General features: G+C 59.6%; 20 protein-coding genes and 1 pseudogene. 8 read left to right on the top strand and 13 right to left on the bottom strand.

Translation table 11 applies throughout. The features are described 5' to 3' along the window. The 9 genes from EAF64_RS13855 to EAF64_RS13815 form a co-directional block, all read right to left on the bottom strand. Positions 1-465 carry a MaoC family dehydratase gene (locus EAF64_RS13855; protein WP_092661271.1) on the bottom strand — a complete coding sequence of 155 codons (465 nt, stop codon included), beginning with the start codon at positions 463-465 and terminating at the stop codon, positions 1-3. A gap of 15 nt (positions 466-480) precedes the next feature. Beyond that, positions 481-2199: an acyl-CoA carboxylase subunit beta gene (locus tag EAF64_RS13850; protein ID WP_129069590.1), complete on the bottom strand. Its 1719-nt coding sequence runs from the start codon at positions 2197-2199 to the stop codon at positions 481-483. A gap of 2 nt (positions 2200-2201) precedes the next feature. After that, a complete protein-coding gene (locus EAF64_RS13845) occupies positions 2202-3986 on the bottom strand; it encodes an acetyl/propionyl/methylcrotonyl-CoA carboxylase subunit alpha (RefSeq protein ID WP_129069589.1) in 1785 nt (594 codons plus the stop codon). Continuing rightward, positions 3986-5152, bottom strand: coding sequence for an acyl-CoA dehydrogenase family protein (locus EAF64_RS13840; RefSeq protein WP_129069588.1), 1167 nt, complete (start codon positions 5150-5152; stop codon positions 3986-3988). The genes EAF64_RS13845 and EAF64_RS13840 overlap by 1 nt, the downstream gene beginning before the upstream one ends. 34 nt (positions 5153-5186) lie before the next feature. After that, a complete protein-coding gene (locus tag EAF64_RS13835) occupies positions 5187-6869 on the bottom strand; it encodes an acyl-CoA synthetase (protein ID WP_129069587.1) in 1683 nt (560 codons plus the stop codon). Positions 6870-7081: 212 nt separating this feature from the next. After that, positions 7082-8452, bottom strand: a complete 1371-nt coding sequence (locus EAF64_RS13830) for a UbiD family decarboxylase domain-containing protein (RefSeq protein WP_129069586.1) — start codon at positions 8450-8452, stop codon at positions 7082-7084. Next, positions 8449-9954 carry a UbiD family decarboxylase gene (locus tag EAF64_RS13825; RefSeq protein WP_129069585.1) on the bottom strand — a complete coding sequence of 502 codons (1506 nt, stop codon included), beginning with the start codon at positions 9952-9954 and terminating at the stop codon, positions 8449-8451. Before EAF64_RS13825 ends, EAF64_RS13830 begins: the two co-directional genes overlap by 4 nt. A 3-nt stretch (positions 9955-9957) precedes the next feature. After that, positions 9958-10452, bottom strand: coding sequence for a ubiD operon protein (locus tag EAF64_RS13820; RefSeq protein WP_129069584.1), 495 nt, complete (start codon positions 10450-10452; stop codon positions 9958-9960). Positions 10453-10586: 134 nt separating this feature from the next. Further along, complete coding sequence (locus EAF64_RS13815) at positions 10587-11498, bottom strand: MBL fold metallo-hydrolase (RefSeq protein WP_129069583.1); 912 nt, start codon at positions 11496-11498, stop codon at positions 10587-10589. 212 nt (positions 11499-11710) lie between these two features. Between EAF64_RS13815 and EAF64_RS21050 the strand changes: the two genes are divergently transcribed. From EAF64_RS21050 to EAF64_RS13780, 8 genes and pseudogenes are all read left to right on the top strand, one after another. Continuing rightward, positions 11711-11860, top strand: coding sequence for a hypothetical protein (locus EAF64_RS21050; RefSeq protein ID WP_193767685.1), 150 nt, complete (start codon positions 11711-11713; stop codon positions 11858-11860). Further along, positions 11857-12171, top strand: a complete 315-nt coding sequence (locus EAF64_RS13810; RefSeq protein WP_129069582.1) for a hypothetical protein — start codon at positions 11857-11859, stop codon at positions 12169-12171. The genes EAF64_RS21050 and EAF64_RS13810 overlap by 4 nt, the downstream gene beginning before the upstream one ends. 88 nt (positions 12172-12259) lie before the next feature. After that, a complete protein-coding gene (locus tag EAF64_RS13805) occupies positions 12260-12652 on the top strand; it encodes a hypothetical protein (RefSeq protein WP_129069581.1) in 393 nt (130 codons plus the stop codon). Between the two features lie 63 nt (positions 12653-12715). Beyond that, entirely contained in the window at positions 12716-13765 is a 1050-nt protein-coding gene (locus tag EAF64_RS13800; protein WP_129069580.1) for a hypothetical protein, read from the top strand. Positions 13766-13816: 51 nt separating this feature from the next. Beyond that, entirely contained in the window at positions 13817-14974 is a 1158-nt protein-coding gene (locus EAF64_RS21425; protein WP_129069579.1) for a hypothetical protein, read from the top strand. Then, the gene (locus EAF64_RS13790) at positions 14883-16103 is read left to right on the top strand and encodes a transposase (protein WP_227739012.1); all 1221 of its coding nucleotides are present in this window, start codon (positions 14883-14885) and stop codon (positions 16101-16103) included. The genes EAF64_RS21425 and EAF64_RS13790 overlap by 92 nt, the downstream gene beginning before the upstream one ends. Before the next feature lie 264 nt (positions 16104-16367). Then, a pseudogene (locus EAF64_RS13785) lies at positions 16368-16913 on the top strand (IS5/IS1182 family transposase); the annotation flags it as partial. Between the two features lie 135 nt (positions 16914-17048). Further along, complete coding sequence (locus EAF64_RS13780; RefSeq protein WP_129069904.1) at positions 17049-17918, top strand: IS1595 family transposase; 870 nt, start codon at positions 17049-17051, stop codon at positions 17916-17918. Between the two features lie 257 nt (positions 17919-18175). Here EAF64_RS13780 and EAF64_RS13775 read toward each other — a convergent pair whose 3' ends face one another. Genes EAF64_RS13775 through EAF64_RS13760 form a run of 4 tightly spaced genes read right to left on the bottom strand, consistent with a single transcriptional unit; the run spans position 18176 to position 24712 of the window. Further along, on the bottom strand, positions 18176-19762 hold the full coding sequence (locus EAF64_RS13775) for a class I adenylate-forming enzyme family protein (RefSeq protein WP_129069577.1): 1587 nt from the start codon (positions 19760-19762) through the stop codon (positions 18176-18178). Between the two features lie 40 nt (positions 19763-19802). Further along, complete coding sequence (locus tag EAF64_RS13770) at positions 19803-20303, bottom strand: acetone carboxylase subunit gamma (protein WP_129069576.1); 501 nt, start codon at positions 20301-20303, stop codon at positions 19803-19805. Between the two features lie 6 nt (positions 20304-20309). Beyond that, a complete protein-coding gene (locus EAF64_RS13765; protein WP_129069575.1) occupies positions 20310-22559 on the bottom strand; it encodes a hydantoinase B/oxoprolinase family protein in 2250 nt (749 codons plus the stop codon). After that, positions 22556-24712, bottom strand: a complete 2157-nt coding sequence (locus EAF64_RS13760) for a hydantoinase/oxoprolinase family protein (protein ID WP_129069574.1) — start codon at positions 24710-24712, stop codon at positions 22556-22558. Before EAF64_RS13760 ends, EAF64_RS13765 begins: the two co-directional genes overlap by 4 nt. Positions 24713-24796: the final 84 nt, after the last annotated feature.

The raw sequence follows: 24796 nt of genomic DNA, 5'->3' as shown, positions 1-24796 counted from the left end.
TTACTCGGTGTGTTCGCGTTTCAGTGAGAGTGCGGTGCGGTCGAACTCACAGACGAGTTGTTCCTCGTCGCTGTTCACCTTGTACACCTCGACGTGCATTGTGACGATGCCGCGTTCGCCGTCGCTGGTCTCGCGCTTGTCGGTCACGGTCGACTGGACGCGGATCGTGTCGCCGTGGAAGAGGGGATTCGGGTGTTCGACATTGTCGTACGAGAGGTTCGCGACGATGGTCCCGTCGGTTGTGTCCGGAATCGTCAGCCCGACGGCCAGACTCATCGTGTAGAGGCCGTTGACCAGTCGCTCGCCGAACTCGGTGTCGGCCGCGAACTCGGCGTCGAGGTGCAGCGGCTGCTGGTTCATCGTCATGTCGCAGAACTGCTGGTTGTCGCTCTCGCTAACCGTCCGGCGTTTCCCGTGTTCGATGGTCTCGCCGACCTCGAACTCCTCGTAGTACTTCCCTGTCATTGTCTCTCTCGTGTGTTAGAGAATCGTGCCGTGTTTCTTGTCCGGCAGGTCCTTCTCGACGGTCTCGTAGAACGCGAAGCGGTTCGACAGCTCTTCTCGGAGATCGCTGGGCGGGACGATCTCGTCAATGACGACCTCGCTGGCCATTCGGTGGATGTCGATGTCCTCGCGGTACTCCTCGCGGAGTTCCTGTTCGCGTTTTGCGCGTTCTTCTTCGTCATCGATCTCCGAGAGCTTCCGGGCGTAGACGGCGTTGATCGCCGCTTCCGGCCCCATGATCGCGATCTCGCCGCTGGGCAGGCCGAGGGTCGATTCGGGGTCGTAGGCCGGGCCGGACATCGCGTAGATGCCCGCGCCGTAGGCCTTCCTGACGACGACGGACTGTTTGGGAACCGTCGCTGAGGACGTGGCGTAGATCATCTTCTTGCCCTGTTCAAGGATCCCCTCCTTCTCGACGCCGGAGCCGGCCATGAAGCCGGGGGTGTCACAGAGATACAACAGCGGGATGTTGTAGGCGTCGCAGGTCCAGATGAACTGAGCCGCCTTCTCGGCGGCGTCAGGGAAGATCGCACCGGCCCGGTGGTTGGGCTGGTTCGCGACGATCCCTATGGGTCGGCCGTCGATCCGGGCAAACGAGGTGATGATCTCCTTGCCGTATTCGGGTCGCAGTTCGAGCGTGGACCCGGCGTCGACGACCCGGTCGATCACGTCGAACATATCGTAACCCTTGTTCGGCTCCTGGGGAACGACGGCGTCGATACCCTCCGGGGAGAGCTTCGGCGCAGCGCCGCTGGTCTGTGGTGGGTCCTCGTCGGCGTTGTCGGGCAGGTAGCCGATGAGTTTGGCGACGAGTTCGCGTGCGTGTTCTTCGTCGTCGGCGACGAGGTCCGCGCTCCCTGAATACTGGGCGTGGACATCAGGGCCACCCAAGTCTTCGAGGCTGATCTCCTCGCCGGTGACCATTTCGACCATCCGGGGACTGGCGATCGCCATCGCGCTCATACCTCGGACCATGACGGTGAAGTCCGCGAACACTGGGGTGTAGGCCGCACCGGCAATAGATGGCCCGTACAGCACACAGATCTGTGGCACCCGACCCGAGAGCATTGAGTGGTTGTAGTAATACTTCCCGATGCCCTCGCGGTTGGCGAAAAAGCCCGTCTGCTGGTCGATCCGGCCGCCCGAAGAATCCATTAGGTAGAGGACGGGCCGTCCCGTTTTCAGAGCCCGTTGTTGCATCCGCAGGAACTTCTCGACGCCCTTGGAGGCCATCGACCCGCGTTTGACCGTGTAGTCGTTGGCCATGAAGTGCAGGTCCCGGCCCTCGAACTCCGCGGCCCCGGTGATGAGCCCGTCGGCCGGGAGCTGGTCGTCGGAGTCGAACTCCGCGAACGTTCCGTCCTCGAACAGGAAGTCGTCGCCGAACCACAGGTCGACCCGGTCCCGAACGAAGAGTTTGCCCTCCTCGGGCAACTGTTTCTTATACTTCTCGGGACCACCTTCGAGGATCTCCTCGATCTCCTCAATCAGGCTCTCCTCGCGCTCGGTCGGGCCCAGATCGTCCTCTGCCCGCGCTGTGGCCACGTCACGCTCGTCACCGTCGTAGGTTGCGCTGCCAACCTCTTCGCCGCTGTCGACCACGAGGATCACGTCGTCCTCGAAGTGCGTCGCCAGTGCCTCTGCAATCGCCTCTGCCTCCGATTCGGTCGTGTCGTCTGATATCCTGATTCGCATGATCACTCCTCCAGAACGACGAGGGTATCACCCATGTCCACCGAGTCGCCCTCCGCGACTGGGACCGATGCGACGGTCCCGCCGGTCGACGCCACCACGTCGTTTTCCATCTTCATCGCTTCCAGCACGCAGACGACGTCGCCCGCCGCGACCTCGTCGCCGGGTTCGACTGCGACGGACAGGACGGTGCCCTGCATCTCTGCAGTGATCGCGCCCGAGGCGGCCACGTCCGCTGGGGCGCTCCCAGATGAGCCCCCGCCGGAACTCCCGCCGCTCGATCCGCCGCCGGCGTCGCCGCCCCGTGGGGCGCGTGGCAGTCCCTCCTCGACGACCACGTCGAAGCGCTTCCCGTTGACCTCGACGGCGATCTCGTCGGTCGAGGCCGACGGCGTGTCGCCGCCGACTGCGTCGGCACCCCAGTGCTCGACGGCCGCGTCGAGGGTCTCGTCGTCGAGCTCTTGATCGAGGTACTTCGTGGTGTGATCGCCGCTGACGAACGTCTCGTCGTCGAGCATCAGCAGATGGAACGGGATCGTCGTGTGGACACCCTCGACAGTGAAGTGGTACAGGGCCCGCTTCGACCGGTCCAGGCAGTGGTCGCGGTCCTCGCCGGTGACTATCAGCTTCGCGATCATCGAGTCGTAGTCGCCGCCGATCTCGTCGCCCTGCGCGACCGCGTGATCGAGGCGGACGCCGATACTGCTCGGGGGCTCGTACGTTTCGAGCGGTCCCGGCGTCGGCGCGAAATCCTCGGCCGGGTTCTCCGCGTTGATCCGGTACTCGACGGCGTGGCCCTCGATCTCCACGTCATCCTGGGCGAAGGTCAACTCCTCGTCCGCGGCGACACGCAGCTGCCAGCGAACGATGTCGATCCCGGTCACTTCCTCGGTGACGGTGTGTTCGACCTGAATGCGGGTGTTGACCTCCATGAAGTAGAACTCGCCGTCCTCGACGAGGAACTCGACTGTGCCGGCGTTGGTGTAGCCGGCTTCCCGGACGCCCCGGCGAGCGGCCTCGCCAATCTCCTCGCGCAGCTCGCCGTCCAGCGCAGGGCTTGGGGCCTCTTCGATAACCTTCTGGTGGCGGCGCTGGAGCGAGCAGTCGCGTTCGCCCAGATGCCGGACGTTACCGTGTTCGTCCGCGAGCACCTGCACCTCGATGTGTTTGGGGGCTTCGAGGTACTTCTCGACGTAGACCGAGTCGTTGTCGAAATAGGCCTCGCCCTCGCGCTTTGCGCTTTCCAGCGCGTCCTCGACTTCAGCCTCGCTTCGGACGATCTTCATCCCGCGGCCGCCACCGCCGCCCTCTGCCTTGATCGCGATGGGATAGCCGTACTCCTCGCCCAACTGGCGTACTTCTTCGGGGTCGGCGACGGGGTCGGTCGTCCCGGGGACGACCGGGACACCAGCCTCCTGCATGACGGTCCGGGCCTTCGTCTTCTCGCCCAGCGTCTCCATCGCGTCGCTTGGCGGTCCGATCCAGGTGATGCCGTCGGCGGCCTCGACCCGGGCGGCGAACGCGGCGTTCTCCGCGAGGAAGCCGTAGCCGGGGTGGATCGCGTCGGCGTCCGCTCGCTGTGCCACGTCGACGATCTCCTCCTGGTCGAGGTAGGACTCGCTGGCCGGCGCGGGGCCGACGTTGTAGGCCTCGTCGGCGTACTCAACGTGGCCGCCGTTGCGGTCGGCGTCGCTGTAGACGGCGACCGTCTCGATGCCCAGTTCTTCACATGCCGCCATCACGCGGACCGCGATTTCCCCGCGGTTGGCGACGAGAACTTTCCCGAACATCAGTAGGACTTGGGGAAGCCGAGTTCCTGGCTGATGTGGTTGTACGCCATCTGCTGGGAGACCGGTGCTAGACGGGTGAGGTTGATCTCGCGCCACCACCGCTCCACGTCGTACTCCTTGGCGTAGCCCCAGCCACCAAAGGCCTGCATCGACTGCTTGACGGCCTCGATACCGGCTTCGACGGCCGTTGCCTTCGCGACGTTTGTCTCGTAGCCACAGGGCTCGCCGTTGTCGTAAAGCCACTCTGCCTTCTGGCGCATCAGCGTAGCCGTCTCCATGCGTGCGTAGGCCTTAGTGATGGGGAACGAGACCGCCTGGTGTTCGCCGACGGGGCGCCCGAACACCTCGCGGTCGTTAGCGTACTCGATGGCCTGGTCGGCGGCGAGTTTGCCGATGCCGGTCCCGGCGGCCGCAAAGCCGATGCGTTCTGGGTTGAGCATCGATACGAGCGCGGGCCAGCCCTCGTCCTCCTCGCCCAGCAAGTCGTCTTCGTGGACGCGCACGTCCTCGAAGAAGACCTCACAGGATTTGGAGTAGTTGATACCGTGTTTGGGAATTGGCGACACGTCGATCCCGGGGGCGTCCATATCGACGATGAACAGGCTGATACCGTCGGTGCCTTTTTCAACTTCCTCGCGGGGTGTCGTGCGGGTGACGAGGATCATGTTGTCGGCCCGATCGGAGAAGGTGATCCAGGCTTTCTGGCCGTTGAGGACATACTCGTCGCCGTCTTTCTCGGCCCGGGTCGCGACGTTCAGCGTGTTCGTCCCGGCTTCGGGTTCGGTGATGCCGATGGAGAAGTTGCGCTTTCCATCGGCGATGTCGGGCAGATAGGTTTGCTTTTGATCCTCGGTGCCGATCTGTTGGATACCGACGGCGGCCATACCCGCAGTGAGTACGAGGTACCAGGTACCGGCCATGCCACACCCCTCTGCACAGAGGGTCTCCATAGCCAGCCCCATCTCTTGCATACCCATGCCAGCGCCCTCGTACTCTTCGGGAACCAGCAAGCCGTGGAAGCCAGCCTCGGCCAGTTCGTCCCAGAACGCCTCGGAAAACTCGCCTTGCTCTTCTTTTTTTCGCCAGTGCTCCGGTCCGTACTCGGCCGCCACGTCTGCCGCGGTCGACCGAATCATCGAACGTTCGTCGGTGGATTCGAAATTCATTGATATATAATATTGCGGCTCTGCTCAGCAAGTGTCAGGGCTCAACGTCGGCTTCTTCCTCGGCTTCGTCCTGGAGTTCGGTCCGGCGGATCTTGCCCGTCACCGTCTTGGGCAGTTCATCACGGAACTCGATCTCGCGTGGGTACTCGTGTGCCGAGAGTTCCTCTTTTACGTGGTTCTGGATGTCCTCCGCGAGACTATCGGACGGCTCCGACCCCTCGCTCGGAACGAGATAGGCCTTGACGATGTTGCCCCGTTCTTCGTGGGGTTTGGGGACAACCGCTGCCTCGGCAACGGCCTCGTGTTCGCCCAGCGAACTCTCGACTTCAAAGGGACCAATCCGGTAGCCCGACGAGAGGATCACGTCGTCGGCCCGCCCCTCGAACCAGAAGTAGCCGTCTTCGTCTTTGTGTGCCAAGTCGCCCGAGAGATACCACTCGCCGTCGGGGCCGTCGACGAAGGCCTTCCGGGTCTTCTCAGGTTTCTCCCAGAACTCGGCGAAGAAACACGGGTAGTCCCCACGCTGGGCGATCTCGCCGGTTTCGCCAGGTTCCATGACCTCGCCCGTCTCGGGATCGACGATGTCGGCTTCGATACCCGGGAGTGGCTTCCCCATCGACCCCGGCCGGAGATCCATCGTCGGATAGTTGTTGATAATCATATTCCCGGTCTCGGTCTGGCCGTACGTATCGAGGATGGTGACGCCGAGTTCCTCCTCGCCCCACTCAACGACGCCGGCGCTGAGTGGTTCACCGATCGAGAGGGCATGTCGCAGGTCAAGATTGGCGTCGTCGAGTACCTCTTCGTTCTCCCGAAGCATCCGGTAGGCTGTCGGGACCGAGAACAGGACGTTGATCGGGTACTCATCGAGTAAGTCGGCCCACTCTTCGGGGTCGAACTCGCCCTCGTAGGTGAACAGTGAGGTGCCCCAGAACCACGCGCCGAGCGTGTTGATCGCACCCGTCAGCCAGCCAAGGTCGCCGGTCGACCAGTAGAGGTCCCCGTCTTGGAGGTCGACGGCGTACTTCTGGGTCGCCGCGACGCCGGCGATCCAGCGCTGTTTGTGGAGGACGCCCTTGGCGAGGCCGGTCGTTCCAGACGTGTAGTACAGCAGAGCATCGTCTTCACCGCCGGTCTCGGCAACCTCGTACTCAGTACTCGCCTCGTCCAGCGCGGTGTTGAAAACCACGTCGTCGGCCGGTGCACCACCGCCGCGGTCGACGGTGATCACGTGTTCGACTGCTGGCGCGTCGTCTAGCGCGTCTTCGACCGTATCGCGATTGTCCGTCGTTGTGATGACAACCTTCGCGTCGCAGTCGTCCAGCCGATAAGAGATCCCGTCGGGGCCAAATCGTTCGTTGACGCTCCCCCAGACGGCGCCGTGCTTGAGTGTCCCGACCAGCGCCACGTAGTGTTCGGGGATTCGGGGCATATACGAGAAGACACGTTCCCCCTGCTCGACGCCGAGGTCCGCGAGGACGTTGGCGAACTGGCTCGATCGGTCGGCGAGTTCCCAGAACGTCATCGTGGTCAGTTCCCCGTCGGTTCCGACTTGATAGAGCGCGACCTGTCCACGGTCGGTCGCGTGGCGGTCGGCGACCTCGTGCCCGATGTTCAGTTCGTTCGGCGCATCCCAGTCGGCTTCCGCGTAGATGTCGTCCCACGAGAACTCTTCCCGAACCGTTTCGTAGTCCGTGAGGTTGTGGCTGGTCACCATACACCGCTCGGAATTGTGGCCCCTTATATAAATGTACTGTAAAATTTTATTTTTATTATTATTGGAAGAAAAGTAAGTTATTGACCTTTGAAGGAAATAATAGACTGTAGTATTGCGTAAACAGGATCGTTTTCGGTGTATACTTATGATTTTGTTTCTCAGAGTTAATACTAACGGCGGAGTTCAACCTCGATGAAGGCAGGTAACGGGACTCAGCTGGTAGTTTCTTCGTTCCACAGCGCCAATGCCGTATCGCGGACGACGCTCGGGAACGAGTTCTCGAACGTGACACGTGGTGCGATGTACGTATCCTCCCAGCGCGGATCCCAGGCTGCATTGACGTACACGCGAGATCCCGTCTCGCCGTCCCGTCTGTACCGGGGCCGTGTCGCCGCAGGCGCGTCCGGGTCGCTAAAAATCCAGTCGCGAGCGGGGTGGGCCTTCAGCCAGATGTCGGCCAGAACACGGCCGAAGTCCTGTGGTGGGACGTCCTCGTCGACGATGGCGACGGTATCGAACAGCGACGAGAACGAGAAGAGAATGTTGGCAAGTTGCCACTCAAACCCAGCATAGAGGACATCGCTGGCCACAAAACAGACGCCAAGTTCGGCTTCCGCCGGCACGAGAATCCACTCCACGGGCGAGATGCCCCAGTAGTTGTTGACTCGGTGGTAAAGTGCCGCAGCCGTCGTCAACCCCGTGAGTTGGAGATCGTCAGCGAGCGGCCGGCCGACTGGGGTGACGGGAACGACCGGATCGTCGGTGGTGAGGACACGCTCGACTGACAGCGAGAGCGACTCACTTTCGGTAACGTACTCCCAGGCTTCTCGACGGTCGGACCGGAAGTCCGGCTGTCGGTCGGTAATCTTCGTCTCGACGACGATCTCCGTCGTACTCGGGACGAGTCCGCCGTTCGTCGGCACGAGCGGGACAGCGCTGGCCACCCCACAGGACTGAATCGGCGTGTCGACGCGCTCGGTGACGGCAAGCAGGTACGCAGCCGTGATAGCTGCCGGCGGGACGCCGAGGGTGATCGTGATCGTTGCGTCGTCGCTTAGGAGCGACTGTAAGGAATCGGGCACGCGGACCCTGAGTTTTTCGCCACTCACAACCGAGCCGTGGATCGGCGCCCAATGTGTCCCGTCAGCCGTTGCAACCGACGCAACACCGAGTGTCAGCGCGGGCCACGTGTCGGCCTCCCCCTGTGGCAATTGTACTTCCTGTACGTCTGCATCTGTCCCCGACGCCGACTGCCCCGTATAGGTCGGGTCCGGGTCCACGGCGCCCGGTCCGAGATCGCTGATCCGCTCCAGGAGGTCGACGAGTGTCGCGTCGGGATCCAACCCGAGTCCGAGCGAGAGTCGTGACCACGGTTGAGCGTCGCGTTGCTGCATCAGATCCGCGCCACTGAACACTCCACTGACCAGATCGACCCCGTTGGAGCGCTCGAACTGGAGGGCCGGGCCGCTCGCACGAAGCGCCTCACCAGCGAGGACATCGACCGGAACGTCGAATGGCCCGTCGAGGTGCACGAGATCGTCGTCGCCGGCCAGTCCCTGTACGTACTGCGCAAACGGAATCATCGTGACTCGCCCTCCCGCTCGTCGAGGCGGTCGAAGCGTCCAGCGTCTAGTCCGGCCTCGACCAGGCGTTCCTGGGCTTGTTTCCGGGTTTCGGCGGCCGAAGTCGATTCCTTCGGGTCACCATCGGTTGTCGCATCGATGTAAGCTTTGGCAGTCTTGGCCTTCGAGGTTCCCACATCTGCGCTCCCTTTCTCGTCGGGCGTCTGGTAGATGTTGAGCGGGACTTTTGGCATCCGTTCGACACCGAATTGGTGGAAATCGGCATCCGGATCGGCGTCGAGTGCGATTGTCGAAAGCACCGCTCGTGGGTTGTGCGGATCAACATCGGCATCGACGAACACAAAGAAGTCGATATGGAGCATTCCCCACGTCGTGAAAATAAAGTTCGCGAGCTCGTGGAGGTATCCCGGGTAGGGACAGTCCGTCGAAATAACCCAGACGGTTCGTGACGTAAACTGCCACGGAACCGCCATTTCGACATCGAAACCGGCGGCCCTGAGCCCGACCGTCGCGTCGGGCCCGGCCGCCGCGACTCGGAGTGTGCTCGAAGAGTTTTGCCCATATCCGACGCCGGTTCCCTCGACGCAGAAGGGGAGACGTGGTTCTCGTCGGTGCGTAATCGCGTCAACCTCGAACACCGGCATGGACCGACGTGGCCCGTTCATGTACCCGAAGTAGTCCCCGAACGGGCCCTCGTCAAGACGATCCGCAGGGCGAACGTGCCCTTCGAGCACCAGCTCGGCCGTCGCCGGGACGTACAGGTCACTCGTCTCGCACTCGACGAGAGTTACGGGCCCGTTCTTGAGTCCACCCGCGAAGGCAGCTTCACTCCGACCGGACGGAATCCACATATCCGCAGTGCACTCGACAGTGGGTTCCGCGCCGATGACGACTGCGATCGGCATCGGTTCGTCCCGTGGTTCGTAGTCATAGTAGTACCGGTTAGGGACCTGCTCGCCGGCCAGTAACAGCAGACTGGCCTGCGAATCGTCGTGGAGCATCATCCGATGGCTCGACCAGCGCCCCCACTCCGTGTCGGGATCCGGTGCGACGACCGTGTGGAGGTTCGAGTATCGCCCCCCGTCACCCTCGTGAATGTACGGCCACGGAAACGAGAGGAGGTCGACGTCACCGCCCGTCCGGATCGTCGTTTTGCAGGGGGCGTCCTGTCGGTCGACGAGTCGCGGCTCCGTCGGTGTGTGGAGTCGGTCGATGACACGGTCGTAGTACGTGCGCCCCGAGAGTCCCGCTGAAAACCCCAGCGCACGAGCAAAGTGGTCCCACGGACGGGAACGGGGGCCGCGGTACGGATCACCGACCAGCTTCGTCTCCGTTTCCAGCCCTGCGATCGACTGGAAAAAGGGAATCGGCCCATCACGGACATTAGCGAGCATCGTCACTGCACTGGCTTCGAGGTCCCATGATACCGACTCCTCGAACGTCCGAATCCAGCCATCCGCATCGAGCAGGTCGAGATAGTCGCGAAACGAGTTGGCAGCCATTGGTCACTCTCGTTGCTCGAGAGCACGCCCGAGCGGATCGTCGTCCAACTCCTCACGGACCTCGGCGTAGGTGTCGATGAGGGCCGGATGTTCTGCAGCGAGGTAACTAAAGGCGATTTCGCGGAGCGCGTTGGCAGTTGATTCGTACTCGCCGGTTTCGACGAGATATCGGAGTAGTACGCTCAGGTCGTCGGACCGAGTGTTGAGGATATTCGAGCGGGTCTCTTGTTCGGTCGCTAACTGGGTCAACAACTCTCGGTCGAAGCCCGACGTATCGGTTTCATCGAGGAGCTCGATATATCTGGTTTCGCTGACGTTCTCGTGTGGGCCAGCGACGACTGTCACCGGCTCCGGATCGGTGAGTTTGTCCGGGTCCTGTGCGATCCGTACGCGTGCCTCAAAGATTCGTTTTGTCTGGGCGTCTGTGATCTGAAGCGTGGTTTCAGCCTGTGACTCCTCGGGTAGATGGTCTGCTGATGTGATGTAGTGGTTCGACATTACAAGGCCCCGATTGTTTCGTGGATGTTCCTAGGAGTCTCTAGCGCCACTGTAAAATATGTACCGTCAACGCACTCCGAAGCGACTTTCTCCGCGGTCACCTCCTACTGTTTCAATGGAACCGGTGTCCCGGCTCAACTTGATGCTGCAAAAATACCGTCCTCTGCGTACGAAATGACGACTTCATTTTCGTCTTCGAGATACTCCAAGTACTCACACACGACGAGCGTGAGGAACCCGATCGTCTCCTCCGTCGCTTCGAACACCTCTCTGGCGAGTTGGCTGGCTGCGATTCGGTCGTTGGTGGTTTCCACGGCTGTCTTGATACCACTCATGGCCCTCCGAGTCTTTCCGAGTGCCTCCTCGATCCGTTTCGTTGGATCCGAAATGACTGGACCGTGGCCCGGCACCAAACAATTCGCATCGTAGGTCCGCAGTCGTTGCAGGGAATCGATGTAGGAGCCTACATCTCCATAGAGCGGGCCGTACATGAAGTGGCCGTTCGTCGATACGAGATCCGCCGAGAACATCGTTTTGCTGTCGGCATGCCAGAGTGCCATATGCTGTCTGGAGTGGCCCGGGGTATGGATGACTTCACACGAATACTCCCCCAATCGAACCGTATCGCCGTCCCCGACGACGCGACCGATCTGGATGTCGTCTTCGGCGTAATCGTCGATCGGGAAGTAGGATTCATCGATGGCGCTTCGGTCCGCGGCAAGCCCGACACTCCGTTCCTGAATCTCTTCGTGAACGCGCTTGAGGTACCGCCGAAAGTCAGTGATAATCGACGGCACGCCCTCAAAGACAACGTGAGGAAGCGCCGCAAGTTCGGGCAGTGTCTGACTCCCGCCGACGTGATCGATGTGGGGGTGGGTCAGAACCACACGCTCGACATCGGCAAGCCTCCCGCTATCGAGCGCATCAGCCATCGCCATTCGGGAGTCTTCGGTGACGTGGCCGGTATCGATGAGCGTGTCCCCGATTCGATAAACGTTGACTGTCCCGTAGACCGGTTGCGGGACCTTTTGCCGCTCAAATTTCATACTGCATCTCAATTACCTCTGTAAAAAGGGGCTAGCCTCAACAACCATAGTTTTCGGTCTGCATTGGACCCCTCAGGAGTGTGTGAGCGACAGCCCAGGCCGGCAGTCAGCATCCCAATTCTGGAAATTGCGATTTCTGAAATCGTCACTTCGAAATTCGGGGAGGTAATGTTCCACAGCAATTTTGTTGGCAGGAAAGAAAGACTCGATCGATGACTGACAGCAACGACCATCTCATCCAAGAAGCGACTGTATCGCTCTCTCGTGACGGCTATATCGTCTCCTTCGAACTGCAGGGGACGGAACTTCTAGGGACCGGCCGCCACGGAGAAGACCACGGGGCTGTTCCAGTCTTGGGATGATCAGACGGTTCCTTTCCAGCGTCCGGGGATCGACCGACTCGCTGAAAACATTCGGCAGCGAGTTCGTCGACGCACTCCCGGAGATGGCTGCAAACTTCGTCAGCTACTGGGAAAACCAGCGGTTCATGGCCTACTTCATCATCTATTCGTTTGCTGTCTCGATGCTCCTGGCCGGCCTCGGCGCCTTCTACAGCGACTACTGGCTCATGGTCGGGGTCATGGCCGTCTACGCCCTGACTGCCCTGCCCGTGTTCTACAAGGCTGGCCAGGAGTACCACGACGACGAACTTGATGCCGAGGATCTCGTCTAGCAACGTTCTCTCCCCTTTCGTCCTCTCGACCAAACAGCGTCGTTTGTCCCTCTCAGGAGGCTGAAGATCGAATCTAAAACCAACCGCAGTGCAATTCCTCAAATCCATGTCGACAAAGAATTCTCCAGCTGCAGGACCAGCACAGCCGACGAACAGCGCACCGACGATCGAACCCTCGGTCGGCGAGTCCCTCTCCCACAGGGAAGCACTCCGAACAGCAGCCCAGTACGCGTCCGATCCCACCGCCGGCGATCTGGACGACCTCGCTCGGGCGTTCGACGCCGCCGCATCCCTGGCCGAAATCACCGACAGCGTCAATCCCAAGATCGAACTTGCTGACCAAGAGCTCCTGCTTCTGGCGTTCGCTCACAGGGTGACTGCACACTCGCTCCGTCGTAGCGGTCGCGACGACGTCGCCGACAGGTTCGAGGAGTTAGCGACCAGGACCGTCAGCCTCGTCCTCGAAGCGAACGAGTCCTGACCGGCTCGTACCTTGTTTTTTGTCTCCCAGAGAGGTGGGAGAACTGATCCTCCCAAGACTACCATGACCGACTCTCGCACGTCTCTGAGCGCGTTCGGAAGTACAGAAGAAGACCTCGATCCTGCCCCGACCAGCGTCGCCCGGTGTGCTCGGCTGACCGAGGCTCCCGATCGATCCGATGCTCCCGAGTGGGAATCGTCCGATACCGAGTGGGGCCTCCAGACGCGACGGCCAGCATCTTCGATCCAGACCGGCGCCGGCCACGTCAGTCCCCAGCAAACCCGGTGGATCGTGGACGGTGAGGTTGCCGAGTACGTCGAGGAATTCAGCAGTGGCGAGATCTGGGGGATCCCGGATACCTACGGGAGCTTCGACGGGATCGCCCCCCTTGTGACCCACGTCGACGGGTGCTGCGAGGCATACGGCTACGGCATCGACGGGGATGCTCTAGAGAAAGCCCTGCGGGTGCTCACTGGCGGCGGCAGGTACAGTGCAACGGACTACACCGTCATCCCGTGTGGCCCATACCCGTGGATCCTGACCGGACCAGAAGGGTCGCTGTTGTGCAGCTGTATGCCCGTCGATCGTCCAGATGGAGGGCAGGGTCGACGGAGTAGTGAGATCCAGGCCGGCGACACGCGGCTTGACATGGAAGAGGAAAACGACCAGATCCTCCACGGACTTGCCCACTTCGTGCGTCTGCTCGAGGAAGCGAAGGACGTCGATATCGAACGGGCCGAGTACCACACCGTTCGGGGTGACGTGAAACACAGTGTCCACTCCGCAGGTGACGAGTCGTTCAGCATGGGGGCGGCGGACCTCGCGACGCTGGGAACGGTCGCGAAGACGCCATCTAGTGTCGAAGTTGCGGATCGAGGTCGGATCAAACCACCCAATGGCGACCACACGGTCGCGATCAATTGGGACGGGCCCGAACACGAGGTGGGCGACGTCGTCGACGAGCGAATTGTCGCTGGCTACGAGTTTGCCTGGGAGGATCCGGCCGATTCGCTAGAGCGTATCGCGACTGTCAGGACCTACTGGCTCTCTGAAGGCTACAGCAGTTTCCGACTCAATTACTGGTCCGCCCGGCTTGTGACCGTTCTCCCCTAAGCGGGGGAATACAGGGGCAGTTTGTTCACCCCGGTCGAGTGGAGGCCATCAATGTCGACCGAAGCAGACTCCGCAGACGAAGTCGAACCGACACCCGAACAGGACACGCAGGCTCAGTCCGCCGACGAACCCGAGCAGGACGACGATTCTCCTGCCCGCGACTCTCCCCCCGCCGTATTCAAGCTGACCGCCAGCGTGAGTACACTCAAAACGATAGTGAACGCTGTCGATCCAATCGTCGACGAGTGTCGAATCGCCGTCGACGACAGCGGCATCCAAATTCAGGCGTCGGATCCGGCCCAGGTCGAAATGGTCGACCTCCAAGTCGATGCCCAGTCGTTCAAACAGTTCGAGAGCACGACTGGCGGTCTCGGTGTGAACGTCAACCGGTTGGACGAAGTGCTGTCGGTCGTCGACGAGGAGCTAGCCCAACTCGTCCTGGACCCCCAGACGAACACACTCCAGGTTAGCTCGGACGAGATGACGTGTACGCTCTTGCTGATCGACCCGAGGTCGATCCGTCAGGCACCGGGCCTCCCGGATCTGGAGTACCCAGCGATGTGCCAGCTCGACGAAGACGACCTTGACCTCGCGGTCACCGCCGGCAAGAAGGTGAGTGAGCATCTCTATGTCGTCGTTGATGAGGACAAGCCAGAACTTCGGTTCGATGCTAATGGAGACATGGACAGCGTCACGTACCGGCTCGAACCCGGGGATCTGGTCGCGTTCGAGCCGGCGGAAGCGGCTTCGAAGTTTAATCTCGATCACCTCAGCGAGATCAGCCGCGCGCTCCCGAGCGGGCCGACGCGGCACCTCCAGATCGGGAACACGATTCCGCTGGTGGTTCGCGCTCCACTTCCCGACGCTGATAGAGATAGTAGCGCATACCCCCGCCTTCCCGTGAGTGACGAGTGTTCCGACGCTCTGTCGGAAGCGAGGAGCGAACAGGCGAGGGTCAAGCGGACAGCAGAGTGTGACAATCCACCGCTCTATTGCAGTGCCGGATTTCCCACCGTTTCACTTTCACCCTGGATGGCTGAGGTATATGTCTCTCCCAACCCAGAGATGGAGTACAGCGACGATGGGCGAAGTCACGAAAACGCTAGAACTGAAGCTTGTGGACCCGACCGTCCACAAGCGACAGAAGCTTCGCGAGACACGGGATGCCTACCAGCAGGCGCTTCAGGCCGCCTTCGCCGCTGGCTGTGACACACAGGCAGCCGCCAACGACGTGGTTGTCGAGTACGACCTGAGCGGCTACGCGAAAAACGCCCTCAAGCAGTACGTCCCGCAACTCCACAACAGCTACGACGCCGACGAGCTTCACGACGACCACCCGGTGCGGTTCACCAACGAGGGACTGCAACTCGACCATCAGCCACAGAACGCTATCGAGTGGTACGTCAAAGTCCCGCACCACGAGGATTACCACCTCTGGATTCCGGCTCGGGCCAATCCCGACCAGCGGGAGTGGCTTGAAGCGCTGTACGCAGACGACGCCGAGATGGGTGAAAGTCGGTTGTTCGAGCGGGACGGAATGTGGTATCTTCACATCACCGCTACCCGCGACGTGGAGGACAAATCTGCGGCGTCCGCCGACGAGCAAACGCCCATCGGTGTAGACATTGGAGAAGCGAGTCTCGTCACGGTGTGTCACCGCGACGAGAGTGGTTCTCCTGTTCGCCCCGAACTGTGGGCCCACGACGGCAAGGCCGTTCGTCGGCTCCGCAAAACCTACTTCACCGCCAAGCGACGGCTTCAGCAGCGCGGCAGTAAGCGAATCGCAGAATCCTACGGTGACGCACTGTGGGACCAGATTGACGACGTGTTCCACCGTGTGACCCGTGAAGTCGTTGAGTATGCCGAGTCCGTCGAGAACCCGGTATTGGTACTGGAAGACCTGACGTACATCCGCGAGAGCATGGACTACGGCGAGTACATGAATCGGCGGTTGCACGGGTGGGGCTTTGCCAAGCTTCACGCACAGATTCGCTACAAAGCCACTGAGACGGGGATTCCCGTCGCAACGGTGAATCCCCGGAACACGTCGAAGGCGTGCCATGCCTGTGGTGAACACGGCTCCCGACCACGACAGGCGACGTTCAGATGCTCGAACGACGGCTGTTGGGTCGGTGAGTATCAGGCTGACGTAAACGGGGCGATAAACATTGCAGACCACTACCGTAGTGGAGAGAGTCACCGCCGAAGCGACCGGGCTTCCCGGCAGAAGGCCGGTGACGATGACTCGACTACGGGTGGGGCCTCTTTGACTGGGCCACAAGACAGCCATGCAGATGCTGAAACCCAGCAGATGACACGTGGAACGTATGCGTCTTGAAACCAACAGGCTGCTACACTCGGCCTGAAATCCCGTGGCGGGATTCCTCCGCGTTCACGCGGAGGAGGAGGTTAAGGGACTGTCCGGTTCCTTCTGGCTCCGCGGACCGACGATTAGCCTGGGGGGGGAGCGCGTTCGCATCGAAATCACGGATGTTCAGACAAATGTCGCCTTTTCGAGTGTGGTAGTACGTCTCAGTTACTATGATTGAACAAGAGCGTGTCATAGAAAGCCTCGCAAGGGAGGCCGCAGGGCTTGAAAACTGTGTACACCAGCTCCGACGGCCTGCAAGACGTAGCTTCAGTCGACGACTTCTTGAATGTCGCGGCTACCGAGACAGTACCGCTGTTTGAGCACCTTGAGTTCGAGTTTCTGCTGGAGTACGACGTGTTCGCCCCCTCAAAGCGGGGGCGAACACGAGTGGATCAGCCACCAGAACTATTTTGAGGCTTTTTGCACTGTTATAACAAGGACATCTACGGAACGCGTCCGGTTGCACGAGAACTCCAGCACGGCCTCGTCTGGTACTATTTCGGACTCACCAAACCGCCATCCAGGGACACGGTTGACCGCTTTCTCACCGATCTCGAACACGTCATCGACGATCTCTTCGACAGGCTCGTCAAGCAGGCCGCCGCCCGCGGCCTGCTCGACTCAACATACTCCATTGACTCGACGCACATCGAAGCGATCCAGTATAACGACGCTGCGTCGTGGAACTACGACCCAACAGCTGAAGAGTACTATTACGGCTTCGGCTGTACGATCGTCTCGGGCGGTGCAAAGATACCGATTGCAGCGGATTTCACAGGGTGTCATGGAATACGTCTCACGCCCTCTACCTGGCGATTATACAGCCCTCGCTCTTGCGAAGTAGATTGTTGATAGCGAGAGCTGTGGCTGAAAGTCGAAGAGGGCAAGGGCACCGCGCCAGCGGTGCCCGATATGTTCCCGATAAGCCGGTTCGTGTCGGAATCGGCTGCAGCGGACCTGCTCCAACAGGTTCGCTGGCGTGATGGCGTTGAGTGCCCCCGCTGCCGTTCTGACCCAACGGTCAGAAACGGCAGCTATCGGGTGTATCAACGAGATTTGTGTAAGAATTGCGGTCGAACGTTCAACGACAAGACCGACACAATCTTCGCCCACTCGAAGCTCTCGCTGAAGGAGTGGTACTTCACGATCTACGTGTTCTTACGGGTTAACACGAGCATTCAACAGATTGAGGCGGAACTCGATCTTTCGTACAGAACGGTGAGGCGGCGCGTCGAGCGCTTCGCCAGAGCGCTCGACGCGCCTTCGATTACGCTGTCTGGACCGGTCGAAATTGACGAAGTGTACGTCTCTGCTGGCCTCAAAGGCCGCGAGCGCGATCAAGAGTCGCGCTCGCGTGGCCGAGGATCGTACGACGGCGACAAACCGCCGGTGTTTACGCTGGCCGATCGTGATTCGGGCGACCGGTACGTCGTGCCAGCGAAATCCGTTGATGGATCGACGATTCGACTCCTGCTGGCTGACCACGATGAGGAGTTGCTGACCGTCTATACGGACGGATTTCGGGCCTATGATCCACTCGACGAGGACGACGCTTTCACCCGCAAATACGTCGTCCACGGCGATGGAGAATACGCTGACGGCGATATTCACGTCAACACCTGCGAGAGCCACGCGTCGCTGACGCGACGGTGGCTCTCGCCCCACCGAGGAGTGTCAAAAGACAAGCTAACGCCGTATCTCAAAGCCTTTCAGCTCCGCCGCGAACTCTACAGAAAACCAGGTGACGAAGCACTCAAATATGCTCTTGACGCCGTCCTCTAAAAATCAACAACGTGCTTCTCAAGAGCTTACAGCCCTAAATTCACTCCTAAGACTATGATTTCGCCATTCAACGGTTCCATTCAACCTCTAGACTGAGAATTATACCCATCGAGAACTATTGTATGACAGGCTCTGATTTTGGTAAATGGCTCGCAAAAAGGGTTTGACGGCTTTCCACAAGCAGAACCAAATGAATGCCTCGGAGTTTGACTCTTTGACAGCTGCCGCCAATTTATATCAAATTAAAAATACAGCGCTTAGCTGATTTCCCGGTCTTCTCTTTTCCAGTATTCGTCGCGAAGTGCCTTTTTATCCATTTTCCCGTACGGTGTCTTTGGGATCTCGTCGACGAATTCGACGCGTTTCGGCTTCTTATAGTCAGCTAACTGCTCATTCGCGAACGAGAAGATATCCGACGCGGTAAGGGTCGCCTCATCTCGTCGGACACAAATTGCGGTGACGATTTCACCCCACTCCTCGTCGGGGATCCCGATCACGGCGACTTCCTTGATATCGTCGTGTTCGCCGAGTGACTCTTCGACCTCTGTGGAATAAACGTTCATCCCACCAGTAATTATCATATCACTCGCACGGTCGAGGAGGTACACATATCCGTCCTCATCGATTCGGCCGATATCACCGGTACGTACCCAACCATCGGTAACTGTCTCTTCGGTGGCTTCGGGTCGTTCGTGGTAGCTCTCCATTGTGTACGGTGCGGTGGCCAGAACTTCACCCTCTTCGCCGTGCGGAAGTTCCTCACCGGTTTCTACATCGACGATTTTCACGTCACTCATGAGGCAGGCTTGGCCTGCAGATGAGAGCCGGTCCGTCTGGTCGCGTTCCACGGCAATTTGGTGCTCCTGCTTGCCGAACGTCGTTATCAGGTTCGGAACTTCAGTCTGCCCGTAGAACTGCAAAAATACCGGTCCGAATGCACCTAATCCTTCGCGCAACCGGGCCGGCGTCATCGGTGCGGCACCGTAGACTAGCGTATCTATAGATGACGTATCGTGGTCTGACAGCTGTGGCGAATCCAAGACCCGATAAATCATGGTCGGAACCATGAACGTCCACGTTACGGATTCATTCTCAATTGTCGAGAGAGCGACATCGATGTCGAATCCATCGCGGACGACAACTGTGGCGCCAGCGAGGAGACCCGCCCAGAGGAATGCGCCTGCGGAGTGAGGAAGCGGCGTCATCAGCAACATCGTGTCGTCGGCGGTAATCCCGAGCTCAATAATATGGGAGTACGCGTTTACCATCATGTTCTCGTGGGTATGAAGGACGCCTTTCGGCTTCCCTGTCGTTCCACCAGTGTAGTAGTGCCCCACGAAATCGGACGGTTCAATTACCGTTTCAGGTGGGGCAGACGCCTCTCGTGTGAACTCCTCGAACGGCACAAAACTCTCGGGGAGTGATTCCCCATCCGACACCCCGACGAACGTCTCGACGTCGTCAAGTGAGGACCGCAGGTCGTCGACGGTATCGACGAATGCTGGCCCACACACGACAGTCCCCGCATGGGAGTCGTTAAGCATGTACTCGAACTCCGCCGCAGTCAGTTGATCATTGAGTGGGACCTTCGTGGCACCGGCTTTGATGACACCAAGATCGGCAATCAGGTACTCAACCCGGTTCGTCAGCATCAATGCGACCCGGTCGTTGGGGCCGACATCGTGGTCGGCGAGCGCGTGGGCGAAGGCGTTCGCCCTAGCATCCAGTTCGGCATAGGTGAGCGATTCGTCCTCGAACTGGACTGCAACCCTATCGGCGTACTTGCGGAGGCTCTTTTCGAAGACCGAGTTTAGCGTCCGTGCATGTGCGTCTGTTTCAATCATGGAATCGTATCGAAAATCGGTGGTTAAAAACTGACCTCCGCTACTGCCCGTCTGGAACGGGTTGGTCAAGCCACTCTTCGTAGAACGTGTCGATATCCGGCTCGAACTTCTGTAAGATCGGATATCCGGCTGGAACGGCTTCAACGTCGAGCAGTGAATAACACTCTGGACAGAAGTATTCCCGAATCTGGAACGTCCAGTCGGGGTCCGGAGTCATCAATTCGGGATACAGCTCGGCGGTTTCCTCCTGTTCTTCGCGGGCACGGATGTCACACTCCAGTTTCCAGTTCTCATCTGCACTACAGAGCTCGTGACCACATTCGGCTTTGACCGTCCGTCCGTCATCGCCTGCAACCACGTACAAGTGGTCGTTGAGGGGAACGAGTATTCGGTCGTCCCAATCGACCCGCTCCTGTAGAATCTCAATTGTGGTCTCAAATCGCTCGGGGTCCTTCGGGTCAGGAAGGACATCATCCCGGAGTTCTGGCCACGGTAGCGTTCCATCGATCAGCTTCTCGATTTGTGATTTGTCGGTCGACATCGTGTATCACTCCATGTTGATTTCGAAGTTCTCAGGCAGGTCCCAGAACTCGCGGAATTCGTCGCTCCAGTCGTCGCCACGATCGAAGACCCCGCTGTACATCCGGCGGGCCGGGTCGCTTAGATCTCTATCAACGAGTCGGTCGCGTTCCTCGTCGATGAACGACCGAACCGACTGAGATTCTTCGCGGCGCTGCTCTCTGATTTCCTCTCGGCGTTCTTCGGTTGCGTCGTGGTCGATTTCGAACTCACGTTCCTCTTCGTCGAGGTCACCGACGACGCCGTAGACGCTCTCGACGACATCCGGCGTGTAAATCTCCTTTTCAAGGTCTTCCTTGAGGAGATCGAAGGGTCGGTCAAGGGGGTCCCCATATCCTGGGCCACCGCCCATGTGGTAATAAACGAGGTCGTGATTCTCGAACGTAGTCGGGAAGTAAATCCCGCGTTCGGTCCGGACGACGTCCCCGTCAACATCTTCCTCGAGGTCTCCGGGAACCTTGTCGCTTATCGGGTATTCAGCATCCTCGAACTGCTCCTCGAGATCCGTGTTATGGACTCTAACTGAGTAGTTCGTTGCCTGCGGATATCCACCGTGCATACCCGAGGTACTGTTTGTTACCCCTGGACGGACGTGCTTGTAAAGCGACATATCATAGCTCCGGTCGACGACGCGGAGCGTCTCCCAGCCCGATCCACCTCGGTACTTACCGTGGCCAGCGGTGTTAGGCTTTATATGACGGCTGAGGAACGGGAGTCCTTGCTCGATGAGTTCCCACTCCTCGATGTCACCCATGTCTGTTTCAGGGTTCCACATAGTGTAGGCGTAATCGAGTCCATCTCGTGAGGCGCTTGCACCCATTCCCTGACACGAGAGATCGAACGGAGCGATGGGGAAGTATTCGTCGGTTACTTCATTGAACCCGCCGCCCGACATCGTGTCACCGGACTCACTGTAGCCAGTGTTGACCTCTTCACGGAACCCGCGTGCGAAGAACGCCCTTGAGATGTTCTTCCAGACTGCCTGATACGTCGGCATTATTGATCCCCAGGCGGTGTGATACGAGAGGCTCGGATCTTGTGGATTGACGACGCTTCCTTCGGGGAAGTTCGCGTCCACCGCGAAGTACGACCCGTCGTTGACCTTCCCATCGTGCAGTAGACACTGGGTTAGCGATACCCAGAGGCCACCCTGCATCGAGCCTTCAGCACAGTTGTATGGGTGTGGTCCAGGGGGACTCGCACCCGTCATATCCAAGGAGAGTCCACCGTCGCCGCCGACTTCCATCTCCACGGGAAGATGGTTGAGCATATTTTTCTGCGAGACTGGGTTCCAGCCTTCCTCCTTGAACGGCACTGGCATGAAACTCGCATCGCGGTAGGTGCCTGGGAAGAGCCGCTCTTGAACGCGGGACTCGAGTGTCTGGCGGCCTTCCTCGATCGCCTCGCGGGTGAACTCTTTGTATCTCTCGACGCCGACTTCATCGACCAGATCGGTGAGCGCCTCACGAATCATGTGAGCGCCCGCAACCCGACACTTCTCGTCGAGGTCCCAGAACATCGGCGTCCGGGTGCCGCGTTCGGCCCGATCGCGCCAGTCTTGATAGACCTCGTCGTTTTCGCCGATCTTCTCACACGTTGCGTACAAGCCGTCTTCGTAACGGGTCGTGCTGGCCAGTTGGTCGTGACCTCGGGTCGAACCACCGATGTCGACCTCGTGGGTGACACCGTCCGCCCACGCAATCAACTCGTCATCGTAAAATATCGGGATAAGTGTGTGAACGTCCGCCGTGTGGACGTTGCCGAGATCGTTGTCGTTGTTGCAGAAAATGTCCCCAGGTTGAATCGTCCGCCCGTGCTCGTACCCCTCCTCGATCATGTACTTGATCGCGAGACTCCCCGTGTGAACGTGGACGATGATACCGGTCGAGGTGGCGATACAGTCGCCTTCGGGGGTGTAGAGCTGGAACGCGAGTTCACCGATTTCGCGGACGATAGCAGACGCACTGATATGGAGCGCAGTTTCCCGAGCGTTCACGAGGGCCCCGCGTAGTCTCGAGAACATCCGCTCGTACTGGAACGGCTCGTCCTCTTTCATTTCGAGCCGCTCGCGGCCGTGATACCGACCGGTGTCTTCCAGCAACTGCTCGCTTTCGTCGAGCATCTCCTGTAGGGTTTGGCCGTCCCACCCGATTGGCGGCTCGACGCGATCGTATTCGTCGGATGCGATTCCTTGTGTTGTCTCTGGTTCCTGACTCATTGCTTTGTGAGGTGGTAGATTCGGTTGTTATCGAGCGGTGCTTCGAAACCGGGTGGCACGAGGATCGTCGTGGCCGGCGCTTCGATGACGGCCGGGCCGGTGACGGTATTGCCGGGCTGGATGTGCTCCATTTCGAGGATAGACGCATCGTGCCACTCACTGTCCCAGTAAATCTCGCGTCCGTCCTTGTACGCCTCGTTGGGTGGGTCGTCAGCGCTGACGAGGTCCTCGTCAGGAATCGACGGTTTCGGCGACGGGGCGATACCCGTGCCGACAGCAACGGTAATCATATATCCCAACTCTGGGCTCTTGGCAGCGCGCTTGAACACCTTCGCGAATTCCTCTTCGTATTTGTCGATGAGCAGTTCGATGTCTTCTGCCGCAATCTCGCCGTCCCACATCTCATCGGGGATGGAGATTTCGATGTCGTCTAACATCCCGGCGTACTGCATCCGGACGCCCGGCTTGAATTTGGTCTTCTCAATGTCGATGTCGTCCCGCTCGAAGGCTTCGATAGCCTGTTCTTTCAGGCCCAAGAATGTGTCTGTAAGCGCTTCAGCGGCTTGCTCGGCATTACTCATATCAGGCTGGATAACGAGGTCCAGCGATCGGTCGTATCGATACGAGTAATCAGCAGTCGCACACCCGAAGGCAGAGAACGCAGCCGCCCACTCCGGAATCAACACGTCTTGGAAATCAACGTCGCGTGTGTATCCCGCGGCGTGGAGCGGACCACCACCGCCATAGGAGGCAAGCGTGTAGTTCTCTGGGGAGTAGCCAAGGCCGAGAATCATTCCCCGGAGTTCGTTCGTCATGTTACGTTCGACGATATCGAGGACACCGCGGGCAGTTTCGACTGGATCTTGATTGAGGGGTTCGGCGATCTGGTCCTCGATGTACTCCTCTGCCCGATCAACGTTCAGCGGAATATCACCGCCGAGGAAGTAGTCCGGGTTGATATAGCCCAACATCGCCGTACAGTCGGTTACTGTCGGCGTTTCGAGACCGGATTCCTCGTTTGACACCCCGACAAGATATCCAGCACTATCGGGACCGACCTCGAGTCTATTTGAGGCGCGGTCGACGCGAACGTACGACCCAGTGCCAGACCCGATCGTATCCATCGCTGCCATCGGGATGTTGACCATGAATTTCGCAAGCGACTGGTCCCATCGCGTCGGGTAGTGGCCTTCTGTGATGAGGCCAACGTCGAAGCTCGTGCCGCCGACGTCCGAACAGACGAGGTTGTCAACGTCGAGGTGATCTGCAAGGTACTCACCACCGAATATTCCACCAATCGGCCCCGAAATCATCGTCTCAACGAGCCAGTCATGGTCCGGAGCGACGGTCCCGCCGGAGGACGTGAGCACCCTGAACGGCGCCTCGTAGCCGCGCTGTTCGAGCGCGTCCTCGATGTTGTATAACTGTTTACGGGAGGGTTCGACAGCATATCCCTCGAGTACAAGGCTATTGAGCCGTGGCAGCTCTCCTCGAACGGGATTTTGGTCGCTGGATAGCCAGACCGGTGTCTCGTCTCCGCGTTCGGCCTTGACGTCTTCAGCGATTTCTTTGAGGCGCTGTTCGTGCTCCGGGTTCTGGTACGAATACAGCAGCGTGACGCAGATGACGTCTACGTCTCGGTCGAGGAGGTCCGCGATGGATTTCTTGGCCTCCCCCTCGTTGAGCGGTACCATCTCAGTCCCGTCGAGGCGGACTCTCCCTCGTACGCCTCTAATGTTCTCTCGTGGGACGATCGGATCGGGATGTTCGTGTTCGCGAGCATGGAGCCGTCCTGCATAGGAGAGGTCTGCCCACGATTGAATTCCTCGCCCGAATCGGTGTGTGTCCTCGAACCCCCTGTTCGTAATGAGCCCAATCTCGGCGTCGCCCTCGCGTTCGAGGAGTCGATTCAGCATTGCGGTTCCCGAATACACGGTCCCCTGGAGCGTCCCCGACCCGTCCTTAATGGAGGTCCCCCACTTGCCGAGTGCGTCGTTGAACGAATCAGTGACTCCCTGGGATTCGTCGTCTGGTGTAGTCTGTGCTTTCCCAACCGTATAACGCCCTTGCTGGTCCACAGCGAACGAATCTGTCATTGTTCCGCCGGTGTCCAGCGATAGAAGCTCTGGATTGTGGTTGTTCTCTGTTGCCATGTTGCCTTCCGTATTTTTCTCCGTGATCGTCTACCGTGCGATGCGCTACCGTGTTTCACACAAATGATCATGAACATTGCTCCG

Source organism: Halorientalis pallida (genome assembly GCF_004118325.1).
GTDB classification, from domain to species: domain Archaea; phylum Halobacteriota; class Halobacteria; order Halobacteriales; family Haloarculaceae; genus Halorientalis; species Halorientalis pallida.
This window is presented reverse-complemented; position numbering and strand designations above follow the sequence as displayed.